Source organism: Actinokineospora enzanensis DSM 44649, assembly GCF_000374445.1.
Classification (GTDB): domain Bacteria; phylum Actinomycetota; class Actinomycetes; order Mycobacteriales; family Pseudonocardiaceae; genus Actinokineospora; species Actinokineospora enzanensis.
Map to the genome: position 1 here is coordinate 117,587 of NZ_KB894403.1, position 25,996 is coordinate 143,582.

Genomic DNA, 25,996 nt, shown 5'->3' on the forward strand with positions numbered 1-25,996 from the left:
CTCACACTCCGTTGAGGTAGAGGAGGATGCACTTGGAGCAGACCGGCATCATGCCGGTGGCGGACAGGATCCGGCGGACCTCCCGGAACGACCGGCTCTGCCAGAGCTCCCCGACCTCGGTGTGATAGAGGTTGCCGACCACGAACTCGGGGAAGAACTTGCACGAGCTGACATTGCCATCGGCGTGCACCTCCAGGCGGTTCGACACCGCGAGGCACTTGCTCCGACGCTGCGCGGGCCGCGAGGTACCGAGGATGAAGTCGTCGATCTCGTCGTCGTCCAGCTGCGGCTGATACCGGATCCGGACCCGCCAGGCCCGGCTCGCCAGTCGGCGCATGGACTCGCGCAGCACCGGCAGGCACTCCTCGGGCAGCCGGTAGGTGTAGGAGTGCCAGGTCGGCTTGGCCGTCCCGGTGTCCGGCCGCAGCCAGGCGAAGGACTCGGCGTAGACGCGGTCCATCGCGGCCGCGACCTCGGGGCTGATGTACCAGGGGAACTGGAAGTAGACCGTGTTGACGCCCAGCTCCTCGGCCCACTCCATGAACTCGTACATCTTGTCCACGGTCATGTGCGAGACCATGCAGTTGAGCGACAGCTCGCCGAGGAAACCGCCGTCGCGTTTGAGGTCGAGCATCCGCCGGATGTTGTCCTCGGTGCGCCGGAACGTCCCCTTCCCGCGCAGCGCCTCGTGGTCCGCGCCGAGCCCGTCCAGGCTGACCAGCAGGTTGAGATGCTCGCCGATCCGCAGCAGATCGTCGAGATGGCGTTTGAACAGCAATCCGTTCGTGCACATGGTGACCGTCCGTGGATACCGCACGAGCAAATCGGCGATATCCCGGAAACGGCTGTGCATCATCGGTTCGCCGCCCCAGAGGAACAGCTTCGCCCGCGTCGTCGACAGCAGGCTCTCGACGATCTCCACGCCGAGTTCGGTCCGCTGCCGCTGTGGACTGAAGTCCCGGAAGAACCCCTGCTCGTTCCACTGGTAACAGTGGCTGCACCGCAGGTTGCACCGATACGTGAGTTGCAGGCACATCTCCTGCGGCAACGGCGTCGCGTACTCCGGATCGACCAGCACGTTCTTCCGCGCCCCGGATCGGATCGCCACCGTGTGCTTGATGTCCGCGAATTCCTTGGCGTTGAGCTTCCGCGTCGTAATCGGCCGCATGGATTCCCACCCGTCGCCGGACGATGGATTTCGTCCTCACGGTAGGTCCGCCCCCGGAATCCCGGCACCCCTTGTCCGGTATAGGGGTGGACGCCGCCGGAATGTCCCGCAGGGGCGCGGATGTCCGGTCGCGGGCCCGCGAATGGACCGGGCCGGACGTCGCATGTGGTCTGCTGTCCGGCCGATCGTCCGGTGCCGAACGTTCTCCGCGTTCGGTGGCGACAATCGCGATCATCGGCGCTACCATCACATCCTGCTCCTGTCACATTGCCATGTCCGCATGTGGCCGAAAACGGCGGCCGCTTGTGGGCGGCGACCGATCCGCGCGGCCGGTGGTGTCGGACATCGCCGGACGCCGGATGGGGTAACCGGCCCGATTGGGCCGGTCGGGTCGCCTCGATACCGCGTTCGCTCACCGGGTCGGACGACCTTCGGCCACCGGACAGCGCAGTCCGACGTACTCTCGGTAGGTCCGGGAAGGTTTTTCGGGAATATACCTCGGCTGACCTGCATATTGCACCGAGCAGGTTGTTGCGCATTGGTCACGGTGGTAGCGGTTATTGGACTTTGCGCCGAATGGGTGGATTGCCTGGTGTCCCGGAACGGGTGAGCCGCGCGCGGCGACGTGGTCTGTGATCCACACCCGGTGGAGTTCTTCGGTGCAGGGGGAAATGTGGCTACGCTGAGCCAGCGGTTGAAGCAGAAGCTGAACAACCCGGACGACACCAGATCGGTGTCCGGGCGGGCCAGGGCCAAGCGGTGGGACCGGTTGCTGCTCAGCTTCCCCGACCTGGCCGAGATGCGCGTGCTCGACCTCGGCGGACTGCCCGGCTTCTGGCTCAACGCCTCGGTCCGCCCGGCCGAGGTGACCACGGTGAACCTGGTCGAGGCCGAGTCGCCGGGCCCCTGGCTGCGCCACCTGGTCGACGACGCCTGCGGCCCGACCGGCCTCGGCGCGGAGACCTTCGACCTGGTCGTCTCCAACAGCCTCATCGAACACGTCGGCGGCTACACCGCGCGAAGACGCCTGGCCGACGTGATTCGCTCGTCCGCGCCCCGGCACTGGGTGCAGACCCCCTACCGGTACTTCCCGGTCGAGCCGCACTGGGTGTTCCCCGGCCTGCAGTTCCTGCCGCCGCACCTGCGCGCGAAGGTCATCCCGCACTGGCCCTTCGGCCACTCGAACCTCGACTACCACGGCGCCCTGGACGCGGCCCTGGCCTGCGAGCTGCTCTCCCTGTCCGAGATGCGCCTGCTCTTCCCCGACTCCTTCATCTGGCACGAGAAGGTCGCAGGCCTGACCAAGTCCCTGGTGGCCATCCGCCAACTGGAGCGATAACCTGCCGCGTCGGCTTGTCCGTCGGTCGGGAGCTACCCGAAAACCGTTCCGCCCCGGGCGGGGTCGTTGCCTATCCTGGTCCCGACCGGGGGAGGACTGGCGTGCGACTGTTCACAGTGGACTCATGGGTGGCGGGTGCCGCGAAACCGTTGGCGTGGCTGTTGTTGGAGCTGGGCCCGGAGGTGGCGGCCCTGCGGTGGCGGAACTCCTTTGTGGAGTTCGACGGCGCCGGTGACGAGGATGTCGTCGAGGCGGCCGACGGGGTGAGCACCTGGGAGCTGCTCCGGCACACCACGCCCGATGTGCAGGTGGTCGACGGCCGGTTCGACGGCTATTCGGGCGACGCTCTGGTGGTGCGGCTGGAAGCGGTCGGGGGTGAATCCTGGGAGGTGAACATCGCCCGGGAATCCATGGCCGACCACTTCCTGGCCGCCCGCCCGGACGCCGTCGAGGTGTTCGATGTCGTGCCCGGCGCGGCCTGACGTCCGCGCCGGGTGACCGCCACGAGGGTCAGGATCGCGAAGGCGGCGATGGCGGCGCGGTGCAGGCGGGTCGTGCGGCGTTGACGGTGGGTCGACGCGGTGAGGAAGGTCTGGATGCGGTCGCCGGGCGGTGGGTTCTCCTCGACGTGGTCGCGGGCGGCGGTCAGGCGGTTGCCCCGGTAGAGCAGGCTGGGGTCACGGTCGGCGTGCTCCCAGGCGGCGGCCGCGTCGGAGAGTTCCCGGCGGGTCCGCAGTCCCGCGCGGTCCTCGTCGATCCAGCCGCGCAGGCGTGGCCAGGCAGGCAGCAGCGACTCGTGGGTGATCTCGGCCGTGTCCGCGTCGAGGGCGACCAGGCGCGCGCTCACCAACGTCTCAAGATCACCGCAGGCGAGTTCGCCACGGGAGACTCGCAGGCGAGCGGGCTCGTCGTTCGCGTCGACCGTGACCAGCGACAGCAGGGTGTTCCGCATGAGCCGCTGCTGCTCGCCCGGCAACGCGCTGTACAAGGACTCGGCGGTCCGGGCCAACGCGTGCCGGATGCCGCCCGCCGCCTCGTATCCGGCCAGGGTCAGCGTGTTGCCCCGCCGTCGCCGCCAGGTTTCCTGCAACGCCCGTGACACCAGCGGCAGAACGTTCGCCTGCCCGCACACGTCCGCCATCACCCGTGCCAGCAACGCGCCCTCCACCGTGCACCCCGCGCGGACCGCGGGCTGGGTGATCGCCTGCCACAGCTCGTCGGCGGTCATCGGCGCGACCACGACCTGACCACCCCGCATCGCGGCCACGAGTTCCGGGTGTTCGGCGCAGCGCTCACGGGAATCGGCGCGCATGCCCACCACGACCCGCGTGCGGCTGTTCGGTGCCGACGCCGCCGTCACCAACGCGGCGATGAACGACGCCCGCTCGCCGGGGTCCGCGCACCGCGTGAAAATCTCCTCGAACTGGTCCACCACCAGCACGAGTTCCACGTCCGCAGGCTGATCGGCCAACACCTGCAGCACGCTCAGGTGCAGCGCCCGCGGATCCCGCCGCAACTCCGCGGCCAGCTCGACCGCCGACCGACGCCCCGCCGCCGCGATCCGGGTGGCGCATTCCTCGATCGGATGCGGACCGGTCGTCATCAGCACTGACGGCCGTACATCGGCCAGTCGCGGTGACACTCCGGCCCGCAAAAGCGAGGACTTTCCCGATCCGGACGCGCCGAGAACGGCGACGAACCGGCGCGTCCGCACCTGCCTCAGCACATTCTCGACAAGCCGTTCCCGGCCGAAGAACCATTCGGCGTCTGCGGCCTGGAATGCCGCCGATCCCGCATACGGCCCCCGCCATCCGGCGGGCTCATTGCCCGCCGGGGAATCAGGCGCCATCTCGGCCGTCGCGGCCCGCCAGCGGGTCTCCCAGTCAGCCGTATCCCCGTCACACGCCCGCACGTACGCCAGGGTGACGGCCAGGCTCGGCAACCGACGGCCCGCGGCCGCGTCGGCCAGCGTCGAGGACGAGTAGTGCGCCCGTCTGGCCAGCAGTCGGTACGGCGGCCTGCCCGCCCGCTCCCGCAGTCTCCGCAGGTCGGCGGCGAAGTCGTGGACCATGTCGTCGCCCTCCAGCGGCCGCTCGGCACGAGGCACGGCCTGGCCCCCCTTCCAGGTCAGTCGAGCACCCTCATTGTCCGAACACCGTTGTCCGGCGTCCACCGACCGACACCGGACAACCCACTTGGAGTAGACCGGAACATGGATCGCGACCACGGAGCGAACACAGGACCGAACCGGTCCGTGCGTGTACCGCAGGTGAACTCCGTGTTATGAGGATCATTCAGCAATCGCCCGTTCGGGCACTAAGACGACAAGCGGAAGCAGGTGGGCATGCGCCTATCCCCGGCCATGGACCGATGCCGGAAGACGAGGGCAAACCGCGCGAAAGACCCGCACGAACATCGGGGGACAAGGTAATGCGAGGCCATTTGGGCGTGCTGGCCACCGGCAGCTATGTGCCCGACCGAGTAGTCACCAACGAGGAACTGGCGCACCCGTTGGACATCGGCCCGGAATGGGTCATGGAACGCACCGGCGTGCACGAACGCCGCCGGGCCGCGCCGGACGAGGCCACCTCCGATCTCGCCACCCGGGCGGCGGACCGGGCACTCGCCGCCGCGGGTGTCCGGGCGGCCGAGGTGGACCTGATCATCGTGGCGACCTCGACCCCGGACCTGCCGTTGCCCGCGACCGCCTGCCAGGTGCAAGCGAACCTGGGCGTGACCGGCGGCTGCGCGATGGACCTCGACGCCGTGTGCACCGGCTTCGTCTACGCGCTCGACGTGGCGCACAAGATGATGCGCTGCGACCCGGCCGTCCGGCACGCCCTGGTCATCGGCGCGGACACCTACTCGCGCATCCTGGACTACCGCGACCGCCGCACCTGCGTGCTGTTCGGCGACGGCGCGGGCGCGGTCGTCCTGGGCAGGTCCGAGCACGCCGCCCGGATCGACCACACCCGGCTCGGCAGCGACGGCACCAAGAACGACTACGTGCACATCCCCAGCGGCGGCAGCCGTGCCCCGGCCAGCGCGGCCGCCGTCGCGGCCGGGGACCACTTCTTCAAGATGAACGGCAGGCTGGTGCGCGAGTTCGTCGGCGAGCGCCTGCCCGCGATGGTCGCCGAGGCGCTGGCCGACCGCGACCTCACCGTCTCCGACATCGACCTGTTCGTGCCGCACCAGGCGAACGCCCGGGTGCTCGCCGACGTGTGCAAGGAGATCGGCTTCCTGCCCGAGCAGCTGGCCGTCACCGTCGACCGGTTCGGCAACACCGGCGCCGCGTCCATCCCGATCACCCTCGACCACGCCGTCGCCGCAGGCCGCCCCCGGCCCGGCGGCCGGATCCTGCTCGCCGGGTTCGGCGGCGGGATGACCTGGGGTACCGCACTGCTGACCTGGGGAGGAAACCCGTCATGACCGTCATCGCCGACTACGAGAAGCGCACCGCGCGCTCCCGCGAACACTTCGTCGCCGCGGGCGCGATGATCCCGGCGGGCGCGACCCGCAGCCTCAACTCCTGGCCGCCGCACCCGGTCTACCTGGAGTCCGGCGCGGGCATGCTGGTCACCGACGTCGACGGCAACACCTACCGCGACTTCCTGGCCAACTACACGGCCCTGCCCCTCGGCTACGCCGACCAGGACGTGACCCGCGCACTGGCCGAGCAGCTCACCTCCGGCACCGCGCACTCGTTCTCCCGCACCCAGGAGAAGGCGCTCGCGGAGCTGATCGTGGCGCGCGTGCCGTCGATCGAGCGGATCCGGTTCACCGGTTCCGGCACCGAGTCGGTGATGTTCGCGCTGCGCCTGGCCAAGGCGTTCACCGGCCGCCCGGCCGTGGCCAAGGCGGAGGGCGGCTACCACGGCACCACCGACGAGGTGATGATCAGCGTCCGGCCGCCCGCGGACAAGGCGGGGGCGGCGCACGCGCCGAACTCGGTGGCCGAGATGGCGGGCATCCCCGAGTCCCGCCTGCACGACACGATCGTGCTGCCGTTCAACGACATCGACGCCTCGACCGCCGTCCTGCGCGCCAACGCCGACCGCCTCGCCGCGCTCGTCCTCGAACCCGTGCTGGGCGTCGGCGGCATGATCCCCGCCGACCGCGCCTACCTCGCCGCGATGCGCGCGGTGTGCGACGAGCTGGGCATCGTGCTGGTCTTCGACGAGGTGATCACCCTGCGCCTGGCGCCGGGCGGCGGCCAGGAGCACTACGGCGTCACCCCCGACCTGACCACCATGGGCAAGATCGTCGGCGGTGGCCTGCCGATCGGTGCCTACGGCGGCCGCGCGGACATCATGTCGCTGCTGGAACCGCGCGGCGGCACCGATGTCTACGACGCCCGCTCCGGCGGCCCCGCGCTCTACCAGGGCGGGACCTTCACCGGCAACGCCCTCAGCCTCGCCGCGGGCCTGACCACCATGCGCAAGCTCGACGCCGCCGCGATCGCGGACCTCAACGCGCACGGCGAACTGCTGCGCACCCGGGTCGCCAAGGCCGCGTCCGGCTCGCTGGTCCCGTTGACCGTGACCGGCGTCGGCTCGCTGTTCAACCTGCACGTCGGTGTAACCGACGTCCGCGTGTTCCGCGACGTCCGCGGGGTCGACGCGGCCAAGCAACACCGGCTGTTCCTCGCGCTGCTCAACCGCGGCGCCATCATCGCGCCGCGCGGCATGGGCTGCGTGTCCACCTGCACCACCGAGACCGACATCGACTTCTTCGCGGCCGCCGTCGCGGAGTCCCTCGACGCCATCACCGCGGAGGACTGACCATGCGGATCACCTGGACGGACGAGCAGCGGGACCGGCGCGAGCACTTCCGGCGCTTCGGCGTCGAACGCGTCACCCCGGGCACGGCCGAGCGCGACCGCTCCGGCACGTTCCACCGCGACTCGTGGAAGCGGCTTGCGGCCGAGGGCTTCTGGACCGCGCACCTGCCCCGCGAACACGGCGGCGACGGCGGCACGCTCTGGGACTTCCTGGCGGGTCTCGAAGGTCTGGCGGCCGGGGCCGATGACTCCGGCTTCACCCTGTCCGCGGTCGCGCACGCCGGTCTGGTGCATGTGCTGCTCGAACACGGCACGACCGAGCAGAAACGCCGACTCCTGCCGCAGCTTGCCTCCGGCGCGCTCGGCGCCACCGCGGCGACCGAACCCACCGGCGGCTCCCACGTCGCCGCCGTGCACACCCGCGCCCGCGAGGACGGCGCCGACACCTGGCTGTTGACCGGGGAGAAGGTGCACATCACCAACGCCCCCGAGGCCGACGTCGCCCTCGTCGTCGGCAGGCTCGATGGCATCGGCAAGCGCGACATCACGCTGTTCGTCCTGGAACGCGGCAGGCGCGGGTTCAGCACCGGCGAGCACGAGGACCTCCTGGGGCAGCGGACCAGCCCCACCGGCCCGATCCACCTCGCGGACGTGCCGGTGACCCGCGACGACATGGTCGGCGCCCCGGGCGACGGGCTGGCCACGCTGTACTCGTTCCTCGCCTTCGACCGCCTGATGTACGGCATCGTGGTCGCCGCCCAGCTGGAGGCGCGGCTGCCCGCGACGATCGCGCGGACCTCGACCCGGCAGGCGTTCGGCACCGTGCTCGGCAACCACGAGTACATCCAGGACAAGATCGTCACCATGCGGACCACCATCGAGTCCGCCCGCCACCTCGCCTACGCCGCCGCCGACGCCCTCCTGCGTGACGACGACAGCTACGGCGCGCTGGCCTCCTGCGCCAAGCTCGCCGCCTCGGAGGGCATGGTCGAGTCCGCGGTCGAGATGGTGCAGATCTTCGGCCACCTGGGCTACGACCGGGCGTTCGGCGTGGAGCGGCTGCTGCGCGACGCGGTCGCCATCCGCATCGCGGGCGGCACCACCGAGATGCAGAAGAAGAACATCTACAAGGACGTCGTCGCCCGCTACGCGCCTACCGCCGAACGGGGGGCGTGAGGTGGGGGAGATCATCACCGGCCGTGTCGACAAGGTCGTCGAGGAAGGCGACTGCGCGGTCGGATGGGGGAACGAGGGCCTGTACGTGCTCTCCACCCCGGCGATCCTGGGCAATATGGAACGGGTGTGCGTCGACCTGATGACCCCGCGCCTGGCCCCCGGTGAGATGACCGTGGGGGTGGACGTCCACCTCGCCCACCTGGCGCCGACCCCGATGGGCGACCTGGTGACGTTCGAGGTCGTCCTGGACCGCGACGGCCGCGACATCGCCGTGCGGTTCACCGCCACGGACTCGCGCGGCACGGTCGTCAGCCGGGGGACGCACAAGCGGGCCGTGATCGACCGCGACCGCTTCCTCGCCAGACTGGCCGCGACCTGACGACGGCGCGCCTGCCGGTCACCGGACCGGCAGGCGCGCCCGTCGCGTCATGCCAGACCCGGTGAACCGAGGGAACCCGCCATCACCACCGCACCCGATCTCACCCGCACCTACCGCCACATCGCCACCACGCCCGGCTGGCCGTCCTGGGCGGTCGCCACCATCGGTGCCCGGCTGCCGGTCGCCATGGCCCCGCTCGCGCTCGTCCTGGTCGGCCACGAGGCCACCGGCGACTACGTGTTCGGTGGCCTGCTGGTCGCCGCGCACACCCTCGGCGAGGCCGTCGCGGCCCCGGTGGCCGGGAATCTGATGGACCGGTGGCCGCCGCGTCGCACGATCACGCCCTGCCTGGCCGCCGAGGCGGTGCTGTTCGGTCTGTTGGCGCTGCTGGTCGGCACGCACGGCTCGAACGCGCTGCTGCCGGCCGTCGCCGCGCTGGCAGGCGCGATCCCGGCGGGTGCCCCCGGCGGACTCCGGTCCACACTCACCCAGGTCGTCGGACTGGCCGCCCTGCCCCGCGCGCTGTCCCTCGACACCGTCCTCAACCAGTCCTGTTGGGCCCTCGCCCCGATCCTCGTCAGCGCCTGCGCCGCGCTGACCTCGCCGACCACCGCCGTCGCCCTCGTCGCGGCGTTCCCCCTGATCGGCGCGATGGCGGCGCTGCGACTACCATATTCGGCCGGACCCGCAACACGGCACGCGCGAACCGGACTGTGGACACTCACCCGAATCCTGCACCGCACCCTGCTGCTCACCGCCGCCCTACGCCTCATGCTCGGCGCGATGACGGTGGTGGCCCCGCCGCTGTTCGATTCCACCTCCGCCGCGCCACTCTCCGGCGTCGCCCTCGGCGCCTACGCGCTGGGCACTGCCTTGGGTGGCCTGCTCTACGGCATCCGACGAACCTGGCCCGGCACACACCAACAACAGGCGGACGCGTGCCTCCTGCTGCTCGGTGCCGTGGTCGCGGGCGGGTTCGTGCTGCACAGCAGTGTGTTGTTCGTGTTGCTCTATCTGCTGGCGGGCCTGCTTGAGGGCCCGGTGGTACTCGCCCGGTCGCTACACCTGGAAACGATCCTCCCACCGGACCGCCGGGCGATGGGTTTCAGCCTGCAGTACGCGGCCATCGGCTGGGGCTTCGCGGCGGGCGGCTTCATCCTCGCCCAAACCATCACCACGACCACGCCTCAAGCCGCGTTGACGGTCGTCGGTGCCATCGTGGCCGCGATCGCGCTGATCTCCCTCCTGCTGCCCGCGCGTAGGTGATCAGACCCGGATCCGGTGGCCGTTGTGGAGGCGACGGTCACCGGATCTCGTGGCAGTCCGCACCCACCTCGGAGGCCCGCGGTGCCGTCCTGAGCACGCAGACACCGGTGTACTCCGGCACGCTGGGCCCGGCGGACGACCGCGTCTGGCGGGTCGCGCTGACCCCGGACGGTGCCGTGGCGGCGATCGGCACCTACTCGGGCATCGTCACCTTGTGGGACACCGCGAGCCACCAGGAGATCGCCCGGCTCACCGGCCCCGACGGGACGCTCTCCGCGCTCGCGTTCAGCCCCGACGGTCGCACCCTCGCCACCGCGCACGAGCCGTACCCGGTGGGCAGGCTCGCGTTCGCGCCGGACGGGGCGGTGCTCGCCGTGCCGATGACCACGGGCGACATCGAACTGCGGCAGATCGGGACGGGCGACCTGGTGGGCAGCCTGCCCGCGCGACTGACCGGGCAGGAGGGACAGGCGATCACCGACCTGGCGTTCACCCGGGACGGCACCGTGCTGGCCGCGGGCAGCAGCGACCACACCATCCGACTGTGGAACGTCGCGGACCGCACCCCGGTCGGCGGACCGCTCGCAGGCCACAACGGCCCGGTCATCTCGCTCGCGTTCCTGCCGGACGGCACCCTCGCCTCAGCCGCCATGGACGACACCTACCTGCGCGTATGGGACGTCACCGCGCACACCCCGCTCGCCGCCGTGCAGACGAACACCAACGGCTATCAGTGGATCGCCGCCCACCCGACGAACGGCAGGGTCGTCTCGACCACCAGCGGCGGCTCGGTGCACTTCTGGAAGACCGACCCGACCGCCGTCGAGGCCGACATCTGCGCGTCCCTGCGCGCCTCGCGTCCCATCGCCGACCAGTGGCAGGACATCGGCGGCGACCCCGATTCGGTCCCGAACTGCCCGAACTGACCCACCGCGCGGGCACCCGACGTGCATCCCGGCCGACCCGTGAACCGGTGTCGCGGATCGCACACCGGATGCATGGTGGATCGGACGGCCATCCTCGGAGCCTGAAGGTGGGATCGCGATGCACGACCGCGCCACGTCCGACACCGAGCCCCGGAGCCGCCCCAAGCGGCCCGGACCGGCCCCGGCACAGGCCACCGGTGCCGCGGGCCGGGTGCTGGGGCTGCAACGGACCCTGGGCAACACCGTCACCGCGGACATCCTGGCGGCCCACCCCGTGCAGAGAATGGTGTCCGAGGTCCAGGGCGCGTTCGGTACGTGGACCATGCACCAGACCGGCCCCACGCACCCCACCGGCAACGCGTTCCTGGACAACCACGTCTACGTGCACCGCCAGACCCGCGCCAACATCAACAACCCGTGGCAGAGCAACTTCGCCGTCCTGGAGTACATCGACCTCGACACCGGCCAGACCCACCACCTGGACTCGTTCAACGCCGGTTCCCGGGCCCACCACTCCGAGGAGGTCATCTTCTGGACCCTCAACGAACGCGGCACCAACTACCGCCCGGTCGCCCTGTTCAGCGACCGAAAACCGTGCGGCGGCTGCATGGGACCCACCATCGGCCCGGCCATCTCGGCCAAGGCCCGCGGCTTCGACGTGCCGATCTACTACGCGACCGACTACCCACCGGGCAGCCAGGCCGAGATCAGCGCGTGGTGGCAGTGAACCCTGGTACGCGTGGAGGTGGTGACATCTTCGTCGCGGACACCGAAGTCGTGTCCGAAGTGGACTTTCCAAGGTCCTGACCTGCTCGAAGATCTTTCGGTGTGCCCCGGCCAGGCCGGACACGTCGCGCAGGCAGCGGGCGGGATCGGCACTCACCGGTTTCACGAACATCCCGTGCCGTACCCGGACAGGAAGGCCGATCCCGCACACCGCACAGGCACCGGGGGACTGGAGGCCCGGTTGGCGGCGTTCGAGGAAGGCCGGGCCGCTCACCTCCGACGTCATCGCAAGTGCTGCGGCGTGCCCATCGTGGACGAATGGGGTTCACGCGTCCACGAGACTAGTGGTGCGACCCAGAACGTCGGCCGTGTATCGGCGGGTCCACGGCGTGGCTGGCGGTGCCGCCGGGACGGCCTCGTACTGGATGTACTTGGTCGTTTCCGGCGGTGCCGCCAGACACGTCGTGGGCGGGTCGAGACATGGTCGACGTTCTGGGTCGCACTACTAGGTCGGCAGGCTGTCCGCTCCCGCTGGTAGGAATAGAAAGTTCCCGGGTACACATCGCCCCGATCACCTTGCCCCCGTCCACCGACAGGTGCACCGATGGCAGTGCGAGCACTCGTTCGAACGCGGTCAGATCCAGCCGCGCGGGCGCCGATATGTCCACTGTGGTCAGTGGGCGCCGCCGGAGCCGTTCCACCAACTGCCTGCTGGGCACGATCCCGTCACCCTGGGTCATGCACCACTTCGTAGCGGACGGGCCCGCCCACCGTTCGGCGGGCGGGCCCCGGCGGGTTCAGGACCCGACCGCGTGCCGCTTGATGATCGAGAGGTGCTCCGGCCGGTTGACCCCGATGAGGTTCAACAGGACCTTCTTGTCGTCGAGCTTGGCGAGCTCGTCCTGGGTCGTGAACCGCACGCTGTTGCGGGGCTCGTCGATCAGGAAGACGTGCTGGTAGGTGTCGAACACGATGTCGCGCATCTCCGACGGCTCGAACCCGCAGTTGCGCATCAGCGCGGGCGCGTACTCCACCAGCAGCGTCGGGCTGTCCGCCTGCAGCGTCTTGCTCATCCCGCGCAGTGCGGCCACGTCGAAGCCCTCGACGTCGATCTTGACCACGTCGATCGGGCCGACGCCCTGTTCGGTCAGGTAGTCGTCCACCCTGACCATCGGCACGACGACCGAGCCGCGGGCGGTGCCGACTGTCTCGGCCGAGACGGAGTGTGCCCCGGTCAGTCCCTCGGCCAGGTGCAGCGTGATCTCGCCTGCCTCCGCGCCGACCGCCGTGGCGGCCACCGTGACCTTGTCCTGGAGGTCGTTCTGTTCCAGGTTCTGGCGCAGCCGGGTCAGGTTGTCCGGCACCGGCTCGAAGGACACGACGCGGCCGTCCGCGGGCAGGTGGCGGGCGCCCACGCAGGCGTAGATGCCGATGTTGCCGCCGATGTCGACGATGGTCTTGCTGACCTTGGCCAGGTCCTCGTAGATCGACAGTTCCTGCTGCTCGTAGTAGCCGTTGAGCAGGCCGGGGGCGATGCCGACGTCCACCGTGGGGAAGGTGAGCCGCACGCCGTGGAAGTCGGCGGTCTCGTCGCTGCCGTCCGCGACCACGCGGAAGACCCGCCGGTAGAGGTAGGCGGTCACCGGCCAGGAGTGCACACGCGTGTGGCTGAACATCCTCCTCGCCAGCTTGATCGTTCCCATTGCAAGGTCTTCTCGTTTCACTGAGCCCCCACTGAGCCGGACAAACGGTGCTAGGACAGTACAAGCGACGGTGCGGCGGACGGCGGCGTGCCGGGTGCGCGTAAGGGTGACGTGGCCGCGTCCCGCGAGGGGACGGACCGGGAGGAGCCGGTGCGCGGCGGCCGGACGGCGTCAGCCCGCGTCGAGCGGCGCACTGAGCCATTCTGCGGCTTCGGCACGGCAGCCCTTCGACGTCGGATCGGATCCGGCGACACAATACAGACTCGGTGACGGAGCAAACCTGCGACCACCCGCTCCGTGTGCGCACGGTTTCACCAGGTCATGCCCATCGCAGTTGTGGTCGCCGTCGTGGTTGTGCACGATCCGTGGTCACGCCGGGCAGTCGAGCGGCCCCCGTTCGTGGCCGCCGCCGACCACGGTGACGGGCGAGTGCACCGCCGCCGTGCAGACGATCTGGACCAAGGCGAGGTCGGACAATTCGCTCGCCGGGACGGAGACGGTGACCGTGGATCCGGTGAGGGTTATCGGCGCCGCCCCGGAGGGGATCTCCGACTTCAGGACATGACCTCGCTCGGTCGGCGTCGGCCCGTCGGTGAGCAGGGCGAGCGCCTCGTCGCCGCTGGTCGGGTTCCTGGTCGGCCGCAGGACCGGCACCACGGTGTCGCCCTGGACGAGGTAGATCACGGCGCCGGTCGCGGGGGTGCCGACGATCGGATCGGTGGGCTGGACCCCGCAGCCCGCGGCGAGCAGGAGGGTCACCAGGATGAGCCGCCTCATGACGGCAGCCGCAGGGTGAACAGGGCGCCGCCGCCGGGGCGGTTCGCCGCGTGCAGGTCGCCGCCGTGCAGCAGGGCGTTCTCCCGGGCGATCGCCAGGCCAAGGCCGCTGCCCGCGGAGCGGGTGCGGGCGGTGTCGGCCTTGTAGAAGCGGTCGAACACGTGCGGCAGGACGGCCGGGTCGAGCCCGGGACCGCGGTCGGCGACGGTGATGATCACTCGGCCGGGTTCGTCACGCAGGGTGAGTGTCACCGGGGGAGCGCCATGTCGTAGCGCGTTGCCGACGAGGTTGGCCACGATGACGTCCAGCCTGCGTGGGTCGACCCGGGCGGTGACCGGGGCCAGGTCGGTCTCCAGGCCGGACCAGCCGCGCACCCGCAGGGTCGCGCTCACCGCCGCAGCGACGTCGACCTCGTCCAGGGTGAGCACGGCACTGCCCGCGTCGAACCGGCTGATCTCCACCAGGTCGTCGACCAGCCGCGTCAGGTTGTGCGTCTCCCGACTGACCAGCCGCGCCGCCCGGCCCGCGTCCTCGGTCAATGCCGCCGCCTCCTCGTCCAGCACGTCGGCGACCGCGGTCATCGCCGCGAGCGGGGTCCGCAGCTCGTGCGACACATCGGCCACGAACCGGCGCGCGTCGGCAACCTGCTTGGCCAGCTTGTCGGCCATGGCGTTGAACGTCTCGGCGACCGCCGCCAGCTCGTCGGCACCCCGGACCTCGACCCGCGAGCCCAGGTCACCGTCACCGAGCCGCCCGGCCGCACCACGCAGCTCGCGCACCGGACGCAACACCGCCCGCGCCGCGACCAGCGCCAACGCGGCGGCCGGGAGCAGCGAACAGCCCCCGATCAGCCAGGCGAGCAGGGCCAGCTGCCGGATACCGTCCTCTTCGGCGCCCAGGTCGCGGGACGTGTAGAACTCCACGTCGGACACTCGCATCCCGATGACCAGCACCGGCTGTCCACCGTCGATCACCCGCTGCCACGCCACCACCCCGCCGAGTACCCGGGTGCGCAGGTCGGCAGGCACATCGAGGCCCAACGACCCATCCGGCGGCCGCCCCACCCGCAGGATCATCCCGGCGCTGTCCCGATCGGACAGCTCGTCGGGATCGAGCACGGTCATCCGCCCGACCTTCTCCGTGAACGCCGCCACCGCCGCACTCTGCGCCTTCTCCAGCACGATGTTGCGCGCCCGTACGTACATCGTCCCGGCGACCGCCGCCGCGGTCAGTCCACCGAGGAGGGCGAACGCCAGGATCAGCCGGGCCCGCAGACTCCTCACAACGGCCCGAACCGGTACCCGAACCCGCGCACGGTCTGGATGTACCGCGGCGGATCACTGTCGATCTTGGACCGCAGCCGCTGCACACACGCGTCGACCAGCCGCGAGTCGCCGAGGAACCCGTGGTCCCACACCGCCTCCAACAACTGCTGCCTGCTCCGCACCCGCCCCGGCGCGCCGGACAGTTCCAACAGCAGCCTCAGCTCGGTGGGGGAGAGCGCGACCGGCTCACCCGCCCGCCGCACGACCAGCGCGCCCCGATCGATCTCCAGCTCACCATGCCGCTCGACGTCGGTGGCCCCGGTGCTCTCCGCGCTTCGACGCAACACCGCCCGAATCCGCGCCTCCAACACCCTCGGTTGCACCGGCTTCACCACATAGTCGTCGGCTCCGGCCTCCAAGCCCGCCACCACGTCCATGTCATCGCCACGCGCCGTGACCATGATGATCGGCAACGTCCCGGTCGCCCGGATCCGCCTGCACACCTCGAACCCGTCCATTCCCGGCAACATCAGGTCCAACACCACCACGTCGACCCCGTCCAGCGCCGCCAGCCCCTGCTCGCCGGTCTCCACCGCGCGCACCCCGTGCCCCTGCCGGGTCAACGCCAGGTGCAACCCCTCCCGAACTGCGGGGTCGTCCTCGATGAGCAACACCTGTGACATGGCGCCCACCATCGCAGGTGCCGCCCCGATACGCGCTTCCACCCACCCGATGATGCCGCCCCGCGCCCCCTCGGACCGCCACCCGGGCCGGACCAGTACAGACCTGTGACACGACGTGGTCACGCCCGTCGAATACCTGCCCGATCGTGGACACCATGACTCGACGTGACGATCTCTACGCGCTGGCCGCCAAGACCCTCGCCCGACTCCTCTACCCGGTCGCACACCTGAGCGCCCCCGGTCGCGCCCGACACGTCGCCTGCCAGTGGGCCCTCGCCGTCAGGTATCCACGGGAGTCGCTCGCCGGACTCACCCCGGCCGCCCACCACGCGTTCACCACCGCGCGTACCGAGGCGTTCTGGCGTGACGGGGTGCTGATCGGGTTGACCTCCGGGTACCGGGACGCGGCCGAACAACACCGGATCTACGTCGCGGACCAGGACAAGCCCGGCCTGCCCCGCGCCCTGCCGCCCGCCGAGTCACCGCACGTGCGCGGGCTCGCCATGGATGTGCGGCCGCGGGAAGGGGCGCGGTGGCTGGAGGAACACGGCTCGCGCCATCACCTCTACCGGACCTACGACAACGAGTGGTGGCATTTCGAACTCCACCCCACCCGCCCGATCCGCCTGCCCTACCCGGGAGCCCGAATCGCGTCGACCGTGCGAACCCGAGGCGGCACGTCCTGATCGGCTTCCGAGGATCAGTCGTTGTCGAACCCCGGCCCAGCACGGTGTCGCGGACCACGACCGCCTGTCCGTCGCGGGTGGTGAATCGGTGGCGCACCGAGGACTGCGGGGTGACCGTCAGCTTCACCGTTCCGCCTGGCGTGTGGAGAATGGTCGCGTCCTGGGCACAGATCTGGCGGGTATCGACCGTCGTGGAATCACACTCGGGTATTCGACCGGCCCGGACATGTGGAACGCCTGGTGGTGGATCGGTCCGATCCACCACCAGGCGCGGCAATGCTTTCCCGATCCGACCCTCACGCGCTCCCGGTGCCGCAGCGGGCAGGGGCGGGCGGCAGGGTGACCGTGGCGTCGATGGTCTCGCCGGTGTCGTGCCGCGTGGCCTGGGCCCGCATGTGCTCCACGGTGTTGTGCACGGCCGGGTTCATGTGGACCTCGCGGATCCCGGTGGCCGTGGAGACATCGTCCGGGTTGGTGAAGAAGACCTGGCCGTTGTCGGAGAAGGTGACCGTCCAATGTTGACCGGCGCCCTGCGTCGCGATCTCGAACTCCTCGCCGACGACCAGGGCGCCCGGTATCGGGCCGTCGTCGTCGTACATGGACTTCAGCGTCCATGCGGTGCCATTGGTGCCCACACCCTGTGCCGTCACCGGCTCACCACACCGGCGCTTGGCGTCGGCGGTGGTGGTGCTCACCGCGACCCCGGCCAGGGCGAGCGCGCTCACGACGAGTGCGGTCGCGGGAATACGCATGCGCATCACGGAACCTCCCTGCGTGTACGGAAAACCTTACGGTGATCAATACGCGGGAGAGTTACAGCGGCTGCCGAACGGGGTGCCTGCCGGGCGGATCCGGTACCCGGCAGGCGGTGCCGTCAGGCGCAGATGCTGCCGCGGCTGCTTGAGGTGAGCAGGTTGTGGCAGGCCAGCTCGTCCTCCTGGGACACTTCAGCCTGCAGGACCAGGGCTTCCTCCATGTCGATCACTCCTCTCCGGTGTCGGGTGACGCGTCCAGGGCGGTGTCGCCGCTGGTCAGGGGGCCGGTGATGGCGTGCAGGGCGAGCAGGACGCCCGCCGACCCGGACCACAGGTCGGCGGCGAACCGCTGGCCGGGCTCGCCGAGCCAGCGGACGCCGGTCGCGTGCGGGATCGCGTACCGGAACAGGCCGCGCGCGCTGGTGACGGCGGCGTCGACGAGATCGGGGCGGTCGAGTCGGCGGCCCGCGTCCGCCAGGGTCCACGCCAGTCCGGTGAGGCCGGGGAACAGGCCGGGGAACACCGCGAACCGGATCGTGCACGCCCGTAGACACTGCTCCAGGACATCACGGGCACCGGCGAAACCCGCGTCCGGTCGACACGCGAGGTATCGGGCCAACACCGTGGCGTATCCGGCGCTGCCCGCGAACAGGTACGGATAGACGCGGCGCGCCTTCGTGGAGGTCTTGAAGCCCAACGCGTCGACCGGGAGTGGCTCGGCGAAGGCGAGTTCTTCGTACAGTAAAGCCATCCCACGGTCGAAGTGAGTCGGATCGCCGGTGGCCTTGTACAGCTCGTACCAGGCGAGCGCCACGCCCGCCCGGCCGTCGACCAATCCGGACTGGTGGGTGGCGCTGAGCCGGGGTTCGCCGTCGAGCAGACGACAGGCCCTGTCCAGCCAGTACTGTTCCTTGGTCACCCGGTGATGGGCCAACAGGCCGAGCACGGTTCCGGCGGCCCCGCCGCCCAGGGTCGACGACGTGGTGTTCAACGGATGGTCGGCGGCGACGGTCAACAGCTTCTCGGCCGCGTCGACCTCGCCCAGCTCGTCCAGCACGGTCGCGATTCCGGCTGAGCCGGACAGGTAGCCGGGCGCGCTCGTGGCCGCGGCCGCCAACGCCTCGTCGCGCAATCTCCGTACGATCACGGGATCGCATTCCCGACCCGCGCGGTGCAGAGCGTGCAACACACCGGCCGTTCCCGCCGCCAGCGCCCGGGTGTCGGTCTCGTAGCCCAACGGGATCGTCGGGTACACCCGGTCCGGATGATCCGGGTCGGCCATCGCCTCCAGGGCATCCGCTGTGCGTTCGGCCAACCAGCGCAATGAACCGACGGTGTCCGCACGCACGGCCTCGGGTGAGGGGAGACAGGGTTCCACATCGGCGTATTGCCGAGTGCCCAGCTCCCATAGCCGTTCGGGGATCGGGGTGAGTTCGGCCAGGTCGGCACGCACGTGGTCCAGTACGCGGGAGTGTCGTTCCACCGTTTCGTGTATGGGGAACAACAGCAGCAGGGCCAACGCCGAGAGGCCGTAGCGGTCGAGCTCCCGTGGGTCCGCGACCGATTTCGGGTCCGGGTGCAGGTAGCCGGGCGTGCCGAGGATCCGTGTCAGGTCGTCGATTCGTTGCACGGCCTCGAAATCGACCAGCCGCACACCGTCATCGTCGTCCACGAGCACGTTCGTCGGGCTGAGGTCGACGAAAACGTAGCCCAGGTCGTGCAACCGTCGCAGCTGGGAGTCAAGGTTGTCGAGCAGGGCGAGGCAACGGCGGTGGTAGTCGCCGAAATCCGACTCGGTCGGGGCGACGCGGACGGCCGGGTTGTTCGTCACCATCCACCGGTAGATCGGCATGCCGGGGACCAGTTCCGTGACGAGGTAGCTGTGCTCCCAATGGTGGAAGAACTCCACCGGCCGCGGACAAAGGCCGGGATCACCTGCGTGGATTGCCCGCAGCACCAGGTATTCGGCGGTCAGCCGGGACTTCGCATCGGCGCCATCGCCGGTGTAGCCGTTGTGGGACTTGGCTTCCTTGAGGAACACCGGTTCGTCCGATTCCGCACGGAACCGGTACGCGCCCCCGGCGTTGCTGTGCTGGATCACCGTCTCGAACCGGTAGCCGTTCAACGTGACCGGGCCCGCGGCCTTCTTGGCGGGCTCGACCTCCCGGAACGGATCCACGACGCCGGGCGGCAGATGGAACACCGGCTTCCGTTCGTCGTCGACCTCGGCGCCGTCCGGGGCGAGCATGGTATCCACGTGTCGGCCCTCGGTGTCAACTCGCGTACGACCGAGGAAAGCCCCGTAGCGGTAGGAAACACACTCGCTCTTTCCGAACCGCCGATCGGTGAGGATGAACGGACCGCTGACACCGGCCAGATCCGTCGTCAACCGGCGCAACACCCGTTCCGTGCATTCCTCGCTCGGCGGGTACACGGTGCAGAACTTCCCACTCTGGACCCTGGCCGCGTGCTTGTCGTGCGCCAGCAGGAAAACTCGCTCACCGGCGAGGTGTTTGAACGGCACGCCGAGTTCCACGCACACCGCCGACACCACGCTCAACACCGACTGCGCGTTATCGAACGAACTGGACACGTGCACCTTCCAGCCTTGCTCCGGCAGCATCGAACCGGTTGGCCCCCAATGGGTCCACGGTCCGCGTTCGTGCCGCCGCCATTCGTCCGGCAGCCGACCGGCGGTATAACGTTTACCCGGATCGGAGCTGTCCCACGGCTGGTAGAACTCCCCATCGGCGATCAGGAACGACATGTCCACGGCCATCCAGTCACGCCTTCCGTCGACCCGCGTCGTGTCGGCACGGAGCCGCGGGGGAAACGCCAGAACCAGGACGCGATGCCCAGTGAGACAGAACGCGCGGCGCTCGTCAAGACATCGTTTCGTGATCCGTCAGCAACCGACGACCGTTGGACCATCGCGCTTGGGCGAAACGGTCGAACGCGACCTCCGACGACCGACCGAGTGCCCGGCCCGGCGGTCGGCCGCCCGTCAGCCCCGTCGACAAATGGGTTTGACGTCGACCTCGGCGGCCGAAGACGATGTGCGCAGACCGAAACGAGGCCGGGAGGGCACGATGGCCAGCACGTGGAAGCGGGGCGAGTGGCGCGGGTATCGCGGCACCGCGGTCGCGGGCACGCGCAGTGGTCGTGTCGGTGGTCGCGTCAATGGTGTCAATGGTCAGGGATACAAGCAGCAGCGCAGCACGGGCTCCCCACCGTGACGTCGACGACGTCATGACCGGGAGCTGCCCATCGGGACACCGATTCGGGCGGCTTCTGCTTTTTCGACCGAGTCGGTGAGCTTCGGAAGCCGAGCGGCCTCCAAAACCGCGACGCGAGGGTTCGACTCCTTCCACCGGCGCCAGGCGCCCGTTTCCGCGCGTTCATTCCTTTCTAATTCGACAGTGGAGCACTGCGCGGAAACCCCGGTGGGGCTGGGCACTTGGTGAGCCCACCCGGCTGTAAACCGGACGCCTCCGGCTGTGACGGTTCGACCCCGTCCCCCACCACCATGCCCAGCAGGCCAGACGACCAGAGCAAGAGTCGCATCCCTCCCGAAGGGCGCCCCACCCAACCCCACTCTCCCACCCCAACTCGGCCACCCCTGACTGGCCCACCACGCGGGATCGCGCCGGTCTCTTCCCACCCGATCCCAGGAGGCCCCCAGGGCCGAGTGGGATCGGGTGGGAAGAGACCGGCTGAAGGCGATCCCGCCGCGAGGCGAAGCCGAGCCAACAAACACCGCGGCGTAACCGGCGGTGAACTGGGCCCGGCTAGGTTCCGGTCGCAGGCGTCGGACCAAGAGGGGGCAGGGTGTTCCAGTCGTCGTTGGCGCAGCAGCGGTTGTGGTTCTTGAGCCGGCTTGACGGAGCGGGCGCGGTGTACAACGTGCCGGTCGCCGTGCGGTTGCGGGGCGCGGTGGACCGGGTCGCGCTGCGGCGGGCGGTGCACGACACCGTGCTGCGGCAGGAGAGCCTGCGAACCGTGATCGTCGGGGACGGGGACGTGCCCTGGCTGCGAGTGTTGGACGACGTCGACATCCCGATCACCGAGGCGCACACCACCGAGGCCGGGCTGGCCGCAGAGCTGACGCGAGCCGCGAACCGGGGATTCGACCTGGCCATGGATCCGCCGTTGCGGGTGTGGCTGTTCGAGCTGGGGGAGCAGGACCACGTCCTACTACTGGTCATGCACCACATCGCGACTGACGGATGGTCGCTGGAGCCGCTGTCACGCGACCTGTCGACCGCCTACCGGGCACGGATCCAGGGCCATGCCCCCGACTGGACACCCCTGCCCGCCCGGTACACCGACTTCGCCGTCTGGCAGCGGGAGATGCTCGGCGAAGGCCCCGACAGCCTCCTGGGCACCCAGCTCGCCTACTGGACCGATGTCCTGGCCGACCTCCCCGACGAACTGCCCCTGCCCTACGACCACCCGCGCCCGGCCGTCAGCACACACGCGGGCGACCAGGTGCCCATCGTCATCGGCGCCGACCTGCACCAGGCCCTCGCCGAGATCGCGCACGACACGGGCGCGAGCCTGTTCATGGTCCTGCAAGCGGCCCTGGCGATGCTGCTCACCAGGCACGGCGCAGGCCACGACATCCCCATCGGCGCACCGGCCGCAGGTCGCGGAGACGAGGCCCTGGACGATCTCGTCGGGTTCTTCGTCAACACCCTGGTCCTGCGCGCCAACACCGCAGGAAACCCCACGTTCGCGGAGCTGCTCGCCCGCGTCCGCGAGGTCGACTTGGACGCGTTCAGCCACCAGGACGTCCCGTTCGACCGCCTGGTCGAGCAGCTCAATCCACACCGGACACTCTCCCGGAACGCCCTCTTCCAGGTCATGCTCTCGCTGGAGGAAAACACCGTCCGGCTGGACCTACCGGGCGTGGAGTGCGCGGAACTGACCGTGCACGTGCCGATCGCCAAGTGGGACCTCAACTTCACTCTCGCCCACGGCGCCCGCGAGCACAGTGTCCATAGTGGCCTGACAGGGTACCTGGAGTACGCCACCGACCTCTTCGACCGTCCCACCGCGCAGGCCCTCGCCGACCGGCTGGTGCGGATCCTCGAAGTGGTCGCCGCCGACCCGACCCGCAGGCTCGGGGACATCGACCTGCTCACCCCGTCCGAACGTCACGAGATCCTGCGGAACTGGAACGACACGACCCGCCCGATCCCGGCCACGACAGTCCCGGCCCTGTTCGCCGCCCAGGTCGCCCGTACCCCGGATGCAGTCGCGCTGGTGGATGACGACGTCTGGTGGACCTACCGCGATCTCGACGCGCGCGCGGAACTGCTGGCCCGCTGCCTCGTCGAGTACGGTGTCGGTCCGGAGTCGGTCGTCGCGGTCGCGTTGCCCCGGTCGGCCGAGCACATCGCCGTGTTGGTCGCCGTCCTCAAGGCAGGTGGCGCGTACCTGCCCGTCGACCACCGCTATCCGCCGGACCGGGTCGCGTTCATGCTCCGCGACACCCGTCCCGCCGTCCTGGTCACGAAGTCCACGACGGACGCCGCCACGCAGGCCGCACGCGACACCGGAACCCCGGTGATGTCACCCGACCAGAAGCCCACGGGACGTGCGGTCGAGCGCCGCGAACCGCTGCCCGACCACCCCGTCTACGTCATCTACACCTCCGGTTCCACCGGTGTCCCCAAGGGCGTCTGCGTCCCGCACAAGGCCGTCGTCCGGCTGATCCACGAGTCCGGTTTCGTGGCGATCCGCCCGGACGACGTCGTCGCCCAGCTCTGCTCGGTGTCGTTCGACGTGGCGACGTTCGAGATCTGGGGAGCCCTGCTCACCGGCGCGACCCTGGCGGTGCCCCCGGCCGGGCCGCTGTCGAGCGCGGAGCTGCGCCACTTCCTCACCACCCGCGAGGTCACCGTGCTGTGGTTGACCGCCGAGCTGTTCCACCAGGCCGTCGACACCGACGTGCACGCCTTCGCGGGACTGCGCTTCCTGCTCGCGGGCGGCGACGTCATCGGCGCCGCGCACTGCCAGGCCGTGCTCGCCGCGCTCCCGTCGATCACCCTGATCGACGGCTACGGCCCCACCGAGAACACGACCTTCACCACGACCCACCGCGTGACCCCGGCCGACCGCACCGGTGTCCCGATCGGTCGGCCGATCGGCAACACCACCGTCTACGTCCTCGACGAGTTCCTCGACCCCGTCCCACCCGGCGTCACCGGCGAGCTGTACACGGCCGGTACCGGTGTGGCGCGCGGCTACCGGAACCGGCCGGGCCTCACCGCCGAGCGGTTCGTCGCCTGCCCGTTCGGCGACGGCGAACGCATGTACCGCACCGGCGACCTGGCCCGCTGGACCGGCGACGGCGTGCTGGAGTTCGGCGGCCGGGTCGACGACCAGGTGAAGGTTCGCGGGTTCCGGATCGAACCCGGCGAGGTCGAGGCCGTCGTCGCCGACACCCCCGGCGTGGCGCGGGCCGTGGTCGTCGTGCGCGAGGACGTCCCCGGCGACCGCCGCCTGGTCGCCTACGTCGTCCCGGACGGCCCCCAGCACGGCCTACCCGCCGCCGTCCGGGCGACCGCCGCCGCGCGGCTGCCCGACCACATGGTCCCGTCGGCGGTCGTGGTGATCGACACCGTCCCGGTGACCGCCAACGGCAAACTGGACCGGCGCGCCCTGCCCGCCCCAGAACACCGGGTGACCGGCTCGCACCGGCTCGACGAGCGCGAACGCGTCCTGTCCGGACTGTTCGCCCAGACCCTGGGCCTGCCCAGGGTCGGCCCGCACGACAGCTTCTTCGCCCTCGGCGGCCACTCCCTGCTGGCCATCAAACTGATCAACGCCGTCCGGTCGGCCTTCTCGGTGGACGTCCCGCTCAAGGCCCTGTTCCAGACGCCGACCGTCAGCTCGCTACTCGCGGCGATCAGCGCCGACGGGCACGCGCGCCCGCCCCTGGTGCACGAGGAGCGGCAGGGGCTCGTGGAGGTCTCGCTCGCGCAACAACGGCTGTGGTTCCTGAGCCTGCTGGAGGACTCCAGCGGCACCTACAACGTCCCGTTCGCCCTGCGACTACGCGGCGAACTGGACCAGACCGCGCTGTCCGCAGCCCTGGTGGACACGGTGATCCGACAGGCGAGCCTGCGGACCCTCCTCGTCGACGAGGGCGGTGTTCCGTGGCAGCGGGTCCTGGAGCCGGACGAGGTCTACGTGCCCGTCAAGGTCGTCGAACTGGCGGAGGCCGACCTCGCGGCGGCCATGGCGTCCGTGACCACCAGCGGGTTCGACCTGGCCACCGAGCTGCCCCTGCGCGCCTGGCTCTACCGGCTGGGCGAACGCGAACACGTCCTCCTGCTCGTGATGCACCACATCGCGATGGACGGCCGGTCCATGGATCCACTGTTCCGTGACCTGTCCACCGCCTACCGGGCCAGGAGCGAGAACCGTGCGCCGGATTGGGCGCCGCTGCCCGCCCACTACACCGACTACGCGGTGTGGCAGCGCCGGTTGCTGGGGTCGGAGTCGGATCCGGACAGTCTGCAGAACAGGCAGCTCCGCTACTGGAAGCGTGCACTCGCCGGGATGCCCGACCAGCTCGCCCTGCCCTACGACCGCCCGCGCCCGCCGGTCAGCTCGCACCACGGCGGCGTCGTGCCGGTGACTCTCGACGCCGACCTGCACCGGGCGTTGACCGACCTCGGCGGCCGGAGCGGGACCAGCCTGTTCATGGTGTTCCAGGCCGCGCTGGCGACCCTGTTGGCCCGGTACGGGGCGGGACATGACATTCCCATCGCCTCGCCTGCCGCCGGACGGGCCGACGAGGCGTTGGACGATCTTGTCGGGTTCTTCGTCAACACCCTGGTGCTCCGGGTGGACACCTCGGGCGACCCGACGTTCGAGGAGCTGTTGCGGCGGATCCGGGAGGTGGACCTGGACGCGTTCAGCCACCAGGACGTGCCGTTCGACCGGGTCGTGGAGGAGCTGCGGCCGCAGCGGTCGTTGTCCCGGCAGGCGCTGTTCCAGATCATGTTCATGCTGGAGGAGGCAGGGGATTACCTGGATCTGCCTGGGATCACGGCGACCGAGCAGGTGGTCGAGTTCCCGGTCGTGCGCTTCGACATGTGGCTCGGCCTGACCGAGTCGAAGACGGCTGCGGGGGAGTGTCTGGGTGTTGTCGGGGAGTTGCGTTACAGCACGGAACTGTTCGACCACGGCACGATCGAGACCATGGTGACCCGGTTCGCCTCGTTGTTGCGCCGCGCCGCGACCGCTCCCTTGTCCCGACTGTCCGCGCTGACTCCATCACCGACTCCGGCAATGGCCCGCCGCAGGCCGGTGACGCTTCCGGCCGTCGGCGGCCGCCTCGATTGACGGTGA

Annotated in this window: 18 protein-coding genes and 1 tRNA gene; 11 read left to right on the forward strand and 8 right to left on the reverse strand. The window is 70.1% G+C overall.

All coding sequences use genetic code 11. The annotated features are described in order from the left end of the window. Position 1: 1 nt before the first annotated feature. Entirely contained in the window at positions 2–1,168 is a 1,167-nt protein-coding gene (locus C503_RS0100430) for a radical SAM protein (RefSeq protein ID WP_018680218.1), read from the reverse strand. Positions 1,169–1,841: 673 nt separating this feature from the next. Here C503_RS0100430 and C503_RS0100435 point away from each other — a divergent pair. After that, on the forward strand, positions 1,842–2,507 hold the full coding sequence (locus tag C503_RS0100435; protein ID WP_211222289.1) for a class I SAM-dependent methyltransferase: 666 nt from the start codon (positions 1,842–1,844) through the stop codon (positions 2,505–2,507). A gap of 331 nt (positions 2,508–2,838) precedes the next feature. On the opposite strand, the gene C503_RS37155 is transcribed toward C503_RS0100435, so the two are convergent. After that, positions 2,839–4,614: an nSTAND1 domain-containing NTPase gene (locus C503_RS37155; RefSeq protein WP_018680220.1), complete on the reverse strand. Its 1,776-nt coding sequence runs from the start codon at positions 4,612–4,614 to the stop codon at positions 2,839–2,841. 323 nt (positions 4,615–4,937) lie between these two features. Here C503_RS37155 and C503_RS0100450 point away from each other — a divergent pair, with 323 nt between their 5' ends. The 7 genes from C503_RS0100450 to C503_RS0100480 all read left to right on the forward strand — a co-directional run bounded on the left by C503_RS0100450 (position 4,938) and on the right by C503_RS0100480 (position 11,764). After that, positions 4,938–5,939, forward strand: a complete 1,002-nt coding sequence (locus tag C503_RS0100450) for a beta-ketoacyl-ACP synthase III (RefSeq protein ID WP_026315850.1) — start codon at positions 4,938–4,940, stop codon at positions 5,937–5,939. Continuing rightward, on the forward strand, positions 5,936–7,291 hold the full coding sequence (locus C503_RS0100455) for an aspartate aminotransferase family protein (RefSeq protein WP_018680222.1): 1,356 nt from the start codon (positions 5,936–5,938) through the stop codon (positions 7,289–7,291). The genes C503_RS0100450 and C503_RS0100455 overlap by 4 nt, the downstream gene beginning before the upstream one ends. 2 nt (positions 7,292–7,293) lie before the next feature. After that, complete coding sequence (locus tag C503_RS0100460) at positions 7,294–8,466, forward strand: acyl-CoA dehydrogenase family protein (RefSeq protein ID WP_018680223.1); 1,173 nt, start codon at positions 7,294–7,296, stop codon at positions 8,464–8,466. A 1-nt stretch (position 8,467) separates the two neighbouring features. After that, on the forward strand, positions 8,468–8,845 hold the full coding sequence (locus C503_RS37160) for a thioesterase family protein (protein WP_018680224.1): 378 nt from the start codon (positions 8,468–8,470) through the stop codon (positions 8,843–8,845). A 162-nt stretch (positions 8,846–9,007) separates the two neighbouring features. Further along, entirely contained in the window at positions 9,008–10,111 is a 1,104-nt protein-coding gene (locus C503_RS0100470) for an MFS transporter (protein WP_342663364.1), read from the forward strand. After that, complete coding sequence (locus C503_RS47555; RefSeq protein ID WP_245572374.1) at positions 10,108–11,037, forward strand: WD40 repeat domain-containing protein; 930 nt, start codon at positions 10,108–10,110, stop codon at positions 11,035–11,037. Before C503_RS0100470 ends, C503_RS47555 begins: the two co-directional genes overlap by 4 nt. 118 nt (positions 11,038–11,155) lie before the next feature. Further along, positions 11,156–11,764: a hypothetical protein gene (locus C503_RS0100480; RefSeq protein WP_018680227.1), complete on the forward strand. Its 609-nt coding sequence runs from the start codon at positions 11,156–11,158 to the stop codon at positions 11,762–11,764. A 796-nt stretch (positions 11,765–12,560) separates the two neighbouring features. Here C503_RS0100480 and C503_RS42855 read toward each other — a convergent pair. The 4 genes from C503_RS42855 to C503_RS0100500 form a co-directional block, all read right to left on the reverse strand. After that, positions 12,561–13,466 (reverse strand): FkbM family methyltransferase, encoded by a 906-nt coding sequence (locus C503_RS42855; protein ID WP_084476645.1) that lies wholly within the window; start codon positions 13,464–13,466, stop codon positions 12,561–12,563. A gap of 369 nt (positions 13,467–13,835) precedes the next feature. Continuing rightward, entirely contained in the window at positions 13,836–14,243 is a 408-nt protein-coding gene (locus C503_RS0100490) for a hypothetical protein (RefSeq protein ID WP_018680229.1), read from the reverse strand. Next, positions 14,240–15,526 carry a sensor histidine kinase gene (locus C503_RS0100495; protein WP_018680230.1) on the reverse strand — a complete coding sequence of 429 codons (1,287 nt, stop codon included), beginning with the start codon at positions 15,524–15,526 and terminating at the stop codon, positions 14,240–14,242. The genes C503_RS0100490 and C503_RS0100495 overlap by 4 nt, the downstream gene beginning before the upstream one ends. Further along, a complete protein-coding gene (locus C503_RS0100500; protein WP_026315852.1) occupies positions 15,523–16,191 on the reverse strand; it encodes a response regulator transcription factor in 669 nt (222 codons plus the stop codon). Before C503_RS0100500 ends, C503_RS0100495 begins: the two co-directional genes overlap by 4 nt. A 155-nt stretch (positions 16,192–16,346) precedes the next feature. Between C503_RS0100500 and C503_RS0100505 the strand changes: the two genes are divergently transcribed. Then, the gene (locus C503_RS0100505) at positions 16,347–16,877 is read left to right on the forward strand and encodes a D-alanyl-D-alanine carboxypeptidase family protein (RefSeq protein ID WP_033400068.1); all 531 of its coding nucleotides are present in this window, start codon (positions 16,347–16,349) and stop codon (positions 16,875–16,877) included. A gap of 296 nt (positions 16,878–17,173) precedes the next feature. Here C503_RS0100505 and C503_RS0100510 read toward each other — a convergent pair whose 3' ends face one another. Together C503_RS0100510 and lanKC are read right to left on the reverse strand one after the other, a co-directional pair. Continuing rightward, entirely contained in the window at positions 17,174–17,629 is a 456-nt protein-coding gene (locus C503_RS0100510; protein ID WP_156892876.1) for a hypothetical protein, read from the reverse strand. 229 nt (positions 17,630–17,858) lie between these two features. Then, positions 17,859–20,411 (reverse strand): class III lanthionine synthetase LanKC, encoded by a 2,553-nt coding sequence (lanKC, locus tag C503_RS0100520; RefSeq protein ID WP_018680235.1) that lies wholly within the window; start codon positions 20,409–20,411, stop codon positions 17,859–17,861. Positions 20,412–21,074: 663 nt separating this feature from the next. On the opposite strand from lanKC, the gene C503_RS0100530 reads away from it, so the two are divergent. Both C503_RS0100530 and C503_RS0100535 read left to right on the forward strand, forming a co-directional pair. Beyond that, positions 21,075–21,159, forward strand: a tRNA-Tyr gene (locus tag C503_RS0100530). Between the two features lie 301 nt (positions 21,160–21,460). Beyond that, positions 21,461–25,990: a non-ribosomal peptide synthetase gene (locus tag C503_RS0100535; RefSeq protein ID WP_018680236.1), complete on the forward strand. Its 4,530-nt coding sequence runs from the start codon at positions 21,461–21,463 to the stop codon at positions 25,988–25,990. Positions 25,991–25,996 lie beyond the last annotated feature (6 nt).